Here is a 6,518-nt window from a genome sequence, read left to right on the forward strand (position 1 = left end):
TAAGAATAGTTATGTGATAAAATAATGCTTAAATGACAGTTAATTTAGGTGATTAATCTAATGAAAAATATATCAGATATCGCAAAATTAGCGGGAGTATCTAAAAGCACGGTCTCCCGCTTTTTAAATGACGGCTCAGTTAGCCCGCATACGAAGGAAAAGTTAAGTCGTATCATAGCTGAGCATGATTACCAACCAAATCAATTTGCGCAAAGTTTAAGAGCCAAGCATACACATATGATTGGTGCTATTATACCAAGAATGAATTCACATGCAGTGGATGAGACAGTTAAAGGCATTGTATCGGTATGCCATCAACATCAATATCAATTATTACTTAATTATACTGGTTTAGATGTTCATGCTGAGATTGAAGCACTTGAGACCTTTTCAAGAAGTAAAGTAGATGGCATCATATTAATGGCTACTACTTTAACAAATAAACATTTAGAAGTGATTCAGAAATTAGATGTACCAGTTATTCTAGTCGGTCAGTTGCATCCTGAGTTACATAGTATTATCCATGATGATTATCAAGCAGGATACATCGTAGGTGAACAAATAGGGCATCAACAATTTCGAAATGTCGTATTCTTTGGAGTTAGTGAAGAGGATGTTGCTGTGGGTATACAACGAAAGCAAGGTATTATTGATGCTTTAAAAAAATATGATATTCATCCCCAAATTTATGTAACTTCTTTTAAATATGAAGAGGCTAAAAATGATGTTGCTGAAAAGTTAAATCATACATGTAATATTGACGTATTAATTGGGGCAACAGATCCTATAGCATTAGCGATTCATAAGTTTTATTCTCAACAACCCAATACATCTGAGAACTATCAAATTTATGGTTTTGGAGGAGACCCAATGACGCAACTCGTCACGCCTGCGATTACGACTGTTAAATTTAATTATTATAAAGCTGGGACGCATGCTATGAAACAATTAAATGAATTAATTTTTTCTAAAAATGTCGTGTTAAAAACCACAATCCCAGTTGAAATATAGAAATTTTAATTTACATAAAACTATGGAACCGATACCATAGTCGATGATAGAATAATAATAAACTTAGATTTAATTTATCAATGATGGAGGAATAATATGGCTGAATGGTCAAGAGAAGAACGTTATCGTCGCATTGAAGACGTAGATAAAAAGTACCTAGAGCATCTTAAACAACAAGTCGAAGCGTCAAGATTTCGTCAGACATTTCATATCCAACCTGAAACAGGTTTGCTCAATGATCCTAACGGTTTAATTTATCATAATGGCAAATATTATGTTTCACATCAATGGTTCCCACTTGGTGCTGTACATGGATTGAAGTATTGGTTTAATTATACGAGTGACGATTTAGTGACGTTCGAACCACAAGGTGCTGTATTAAAACCAGATACATATTATGATAGTCACGGTGTTTATAGTGGCAGTGCTTTTGAACATGAAGGCGACTTATATTACATATACACAGGTAATCGACGTGATGCTCAATGGGAACGTTATGCTAGTCAGATGATTGCGAAAGTAGAAAATGACGGTACGATTACAAAATTTGATAAACCCGTTATCGCTTCACAACCAGAGGGATATACAAGTCATTTTAGAGATCCTAAAGTGTTTGAATTGAATGGTGAATATTATGTGATAATTGGTGCCCAAACAAATGATGAACAAGGTCGTTGTTTAATTTACAAGACGAAAGATAAACAATTAAAGCAATGGTCTTTTTGTGGGGAACTTGAAACACATTTAAAAAACTTTGGCTATATGTGGGAATGTCCTGACTATTTTAATTTGAATTCTAAAGATATCATACTTTTCAGTCCCCAAGGAATTGAAGCACAGGGTGATCACTTTAGAAATATATATCAATCTGGATATTTGATAGGGGATATAGATTTTGACACATTATCATTTGAACATGGGGACTTTATAGAGCTAGATAATGGCTTTGATTTTTACGCGCCTCAAACATTTTTAGATGAAAATGGTAATAGAATATTAATTGGATGGATGGGTTTACCTGAAATCAATTATCCTACCGATGATGAAGGATGGGCACATTGTTTAACAATACCTAGGGTGCTGACAATTGAGGATAATCAACTGCGACAACGTCCGTTTAAAGGGCTTGAAAAGTTACGTAAAAATAAAGAAACTGCACTAGGTTATGCTAATAAATTTAATCGAAAATTACATCCATATGAAGGTACACAGTATGAACTGATTATTGATATTCTTGAAAATGATGCGTCAGAAATTTATTTTGAATTACGTACATCAAAGTTAAATAACACCAAAATTATCTATAATACAAGCGAACAAAAGCTTACATTGGATCGCACGGAAAGTGGATTATTGCCAGACAATGTTCAAGATTTAACAAGAAGTACAATTTTAAAGTCTCCATTGAGCCAATTACAAATATTTGTTGATACATCAAGTATTGAGATATTTTGCAATGACGGCGAACGTGTTTTAACTTCAAGAATATTTCCAGATGAAAATGCTACAGGTATAGAAACATCAACAGAAACAGGACAAGTTTATTTAAAATTCACTAAATATGAACTTAAGGATGATTAAAAAATGAGAAAGTTATACGGAATAGGTGAAGCATTAATAGATTTTATACCAAATGTGAAGAACTCTGAACTTAAAGATGTTGAACAATTTAGTCGACAAGTTGGGGGTGCACCTGCAAATGTAGTAAGTGTAGCACGTAAAATGGGAGCATCTACTGAAATGGTGACGCAATTAGGTAATGATGCATTTGGTGATATTATAGTTGAAACTTTAAGCAATCTAGGTGTAGGTACTCAATTCATTAGAAGAACAGATGTAGCAAATACGGCATTAGCATTTGTAAGCTTAAAAGAAGATGGACAAAGAGATTTTTCATTTTATCGTAAACCTTCTGCTGATATGCTTTATAAAGCGGACTATTTAGACGAAATTTCAATTAATCCGAATGATATCCTACATTTCTGTTCTGTTGATTTAGTTGAAAGTGATATGAAAGAAGCGCATCAAGCTATGATTGATAAATTTAAATCTGCTCATGGAACCATCGTTTTTGATCCTAATGTACGTTTACCGCTATGGCATAGTGCTGAAGCATGTAAAGAAACGATACAGGCGTTCATTCCTAAAGCGAATATCATAAAAGTTTCAGATGAGGAACTTGAATTTATTACAGGCGAAGCGGATGAAGAAAGTGCAATTCAGTCGTTATTTCAAGGATCGGTCGTAGCAGTTATTTATACACAAGGTCCAAATGGTGCTAGTATTATTTTAAAAAATGGAACTAAGATATATCATGAAGGATTTAAAGTAAAAGCCGTTGATACGACAGGCGCAGGAGATGCCTTTATTGGAGCAGCAATTAGCAGAATATTATTAAGTGATGAAGTGAATATGACTAAATTGCTTAAGGAAGAAGGGCAAGCCATACTGCAATTCAGTAACTTCGTAGCAGCAAAAGTTACAACAAAATATGGTGCCATTGAAAGTATTCCAACACTTGAAGAAGTTACATCAGAATTAAAATAATGAAAAAAGAGCGGGACAGTGATAAATTCATTGTCCCGCTTCTAAATTAATCTACTTATAGAGTATTTTGATTGTGTATATTCAACTATATTTTTTTAACATTACGAACAGATGCAAAACAATGCTCGCCATTTTTAAAGTTAACAATACGTTCTTTTGAATCAATAGATTCAATATTATGACGGTTAACAACGAAACTGTTATGACATCTAAAGAAACGATCATCCAATTGTGCGAGTTCTTTTAAGTTACCATAAAACTCTATTTGACGATTATCTAGGTGTGCAATCAAACGATGTGATTTTGTAGATGATTCGAAAAACATGACGTCATCATATTGAACATAGATAGAATTACTACCTCTTTTTAATTCTATCGTCTCAACATTACTTTCTTTAGACAATAATTTTAAGCGTGTATGCGCCGTTTCTAAACAATCAATAATTCTCGATTGCAACTGACTAGGATCATCTTTAAAGATAAAATCCATTGCTGAAACTTTATATACAAACGTTAAGTATGTTAACTCGCTATGACTTGTAACAAAAATGATGTTTCCAATAGGGTCATATTTACGAATTTCACTACCTAATTTTATCCCGTTGATATCAGCCTCTAATTGAATGTCTAAAAAGTAGCATCCAACATCATTCATTTCTTTAGATTTTTCAATGACTTCATAAGGATCATCTGTTGCCAGCGCAATTTCCATTGGTTTTTCTTCAATCATTATATAATTGTTAATAATTGAAACCATATTTTCGCGTTGTTTTACATCATCTTCACAAATGAATATTTTCATGATTACACATCCTTATGACTAATTATTTATGATTTCTACTTTTTGCACAAAGTAGCCATTTTCTATCGTCGTATCGAGTAACACATTGTCAGTAGAATCAGTGATTTCTTTCAACGTGCTTAATCCTAGACCTCTGTTTTCTCCTTTAGTTGAAAAGCGTTCTTGGAATAATTCGTGAATACGAGGCATATCTTCTTGGCACTTATTCATAACAATAAACATAACAGACGTCTCAGTATTAATAAATGCAATACGAATCAATGCATCTTCAAGCGTCTCTGATGCTTCAATCGCATTATCCGTAATGATTCCAATGATACGACTAAGATCAATCGTGTTCATTTCTATATGTTCTACTAACTCAGGCACCTCTATACTAATAGGAATGTTCTTCTCTTGAGCTTGTAAAATTTTAGTGGTAACTAAGCCTTTAATCGCACGTACTTTTAAATTCTCAGTACCATTAATTTTAATTGATTTCATTTGAAGATTATCTTTCATAGGTACAATATTTTCATTGAAGTATTGTCTTAGCCCAGGCATGTCATCTTCACGAATATACTCAGACATCGTAGTTAAAATATTTACATAATCATGTCTAAACTTACGCATTTCATTGTTAATTGATTCAATTTGTAAAGTATATTCATAATATGTTTCAATTTCTTCCATATTACGTTTATAACGGAGTTCTCGATGAGTTGTATATGTAATTATGATTATACAAAGTATTAAAAAGAATAGAATCCCTAAAAATACATAAGCGAATAATCTTAATCCTTCTGAATCCAAATAGAATTTTTGAGTATAAAGATATAATGTAATGATTGAAAAAATTAGAAAAACAGAGATAAGAATTATATATATATTGTTAAAAAAAAAATATGTCTTTTTTAGCTTTTTCAATAGAAATCTAATGGAATAGGCGCCTATCATTGCGATTATAAAAAATGAAGCCATATAGACAACAATTTCAAGAAATCTAATTTTCATACTGTTATTAGTTATCACATATATAGTAAGCGTGAAAAAATTACTAATATACATTATAAGTGTTGATAATAAAACTGATAATATGGACCATAAACCCGATTTCAGACAGAAGAAAAGCATGACAGAAATTATGAGAACTGATACTGATTTTCTATCTACATAATAAAATAAAATAGTACAAGGGATTATAATACTTATACAAGTTAAATAATCCCTCTTACTAAATTTAATATCTATAATAATTTTTGAGACCAAGATTAACATTATTGATTGAAAAATTGATAATGGAACAAAGTCTAAAAGATTCATTTCTAACACTTTCTTTAATTATTTTTTAGATAAATCTTGTAATTCTTTAGGTACTTCTGGTTCATCAAAATAAAAACTGCACACATCTTGAACAGAGAATGTTCCTACTAACCCAAAGATAAAGCTAAATACTTTTGCGAATAACATAGTTAATAAATTCATATTAATTGTCCTCCTCAGAATAAAAGATTGGTAATAACGTTAAACTTTCTAAAAATATCCCTAATACAATAAGTTCTTTGAAAGGCACTGGTAAAACTACAGAAATAGTTATTAATACCATTGCTAAAATAACAGAGTATAATTTTTTTCGTTTTACTAAGTGTAGTGGAATTGGTTGTTTCTTTGTGGCTGATGGAGCAAATAGTACTATTAATACAAAAGCCACAACACTAGCCAAATATATTATACCCACATTTAGATTAATGTAGACAACTACCCAAGGTAAAGCGACAAAAAATATTAAATTTTGAACATGACATAACAATGATGATTTTGCATGTGCCCCATGTGCATAACGTCTAACTAAAAAATAACTAACATGTGTAAATAAAGTGTATAGAAATGTATGGAAGATAAGTGCAACACCATAGGTCACAATTGTTTTAGCAAGATTGCTTACAACGACTTGTAATCCCAACTTTACTTTTAAAAATTGAATATGATCTAGGTTGTTTTGACGTTGCAAGTATAATGCGAATTGCTCAATCTTTTTATCAATTGCTTTCAATAGCGTGCCACTCTCCTTATATTGATTATACAATTTAGCGCAATTGGTCTGGGGGCTTATGCGTAACTGTTCAAAATAAATACTTAACTGTTATATTGAAATTACAAGAGGCTGGGACATAATTCC

General features: G+C 31.7%; 7 protein-coding genes. 3 read left to right on the forward strand and 4 right to left on the reverse strand.

The genetic code is table 11. The annotated features are described in order from the left end of the window. The first annotated feature begins 60 nt into the window (after window positions 1-60). The 3 genes from JVV30_RS12785 to JVV30_RS12795 all read left to right on the forward strand — a co-directional run bounded on the left by JVV30_RS12785 (window position 61) and on the right by JVV30_RS12795 (window position 3,558). Window positions 61-1,011 carry a LacI family DNA-binding transcriptional regulator gene (locus tag JVV30_RS12785; protein ID WP_204194345.1) on the forward strand — a complete coding sequence of 317 codons (951 nt, stop codon included), beginning with the start codon at window positions 61-63 and terminating at the stop codon, window positions 1,009-1,011. 96 nt (window positions 1,012-1,107) lie between these two features. Next, entirely contained in the window at window positions 1,108-2,592 is a 1,485-nt protein-coding gene (locus JVV30_RS12790) for a sucrose-6-phosphate hydrolase (protein WP_204194346.1), read from the forward strand. A gap of 3 nt (window positions 2,593-2,595) precedes the next feature. Continuing rightward, entirely contained in the window at window positions 2,596-3,558 is a 963-nt protein-coding gene (locus JVV30_RS12795) for a carbohydrate kinase family protein (RefSeq protein WP_070855050.1), read from the forward strand. 85 nt (window positions 3,559-3,643) lie between these two features. On the opposite strand, the gene agrA is transcribed toward JVV30_RS12795, so the two are convergent. From agrA to JVV30_RS12815, 4 genes are read right to left on the reverse strand one after another with little or no spacing between them, the layout of a single operon-like run. Continuing rightward, a complete protein-coding gene (gene agrA, locus JVV30_RS12800; RefSeq protein ID WP_053030422.1) occupies window positions 3,644-4,360 on the reverse strand; it encodes a quorum-sensing response regulator AgrA in 717 nt (238 codons plus the stop codon). Window positions 4,361-4,378: 18 nt separating this feature from the next. Next, complete coding sequence (agrC, locus tag JVV30_RS12805; RefSeq protein ID WP_204194347.1) at window positions 4,379-5,662, reverse strand: quorum-sensing sensor histidine kinase AgrC; 1,284 nt, start codon at window positions 5,660-5,662, stop codon at window positions 4,379-4,381. A gap of 18 nt (window positions 5,663-5,680) precedes the next feature. Beyond that, window positions 5,681-5,824, reverse strand: coding sequence for a cyclic lactone autoinducer peptide AgrD (gene agrD / locus JVV30_RS12810; protein WP_070855048.1), 144 nt, complete (start codon window positions 5,822-5,824; stop codon window positions 5,681-5,683). A 1-nt stretch (window position 5,825) separates the two neighbouring features. Further along, complete coding sequence (locus tag JVV30_RS12815; protein ID WP_070855047.1) at window positions 5,826-6,392, reverse strand: accessory gene regulator AgrB; 567 nt, start codon at window positions 6,390-6,392, stop codon at window positions 5,826-5,828. Window positions 6,393-6,518: the final 126 nt, after the last annotated feature.

This window comes from Staphylococcus sp. GDY8P47P (genome assembly GCF_016892225.1).
Lineage (GTDB): Bacteria > Bacillota > Bacilli > Staphylococcales > Staphylococcaceae > Staphylococcus > Staphylococcus borealis.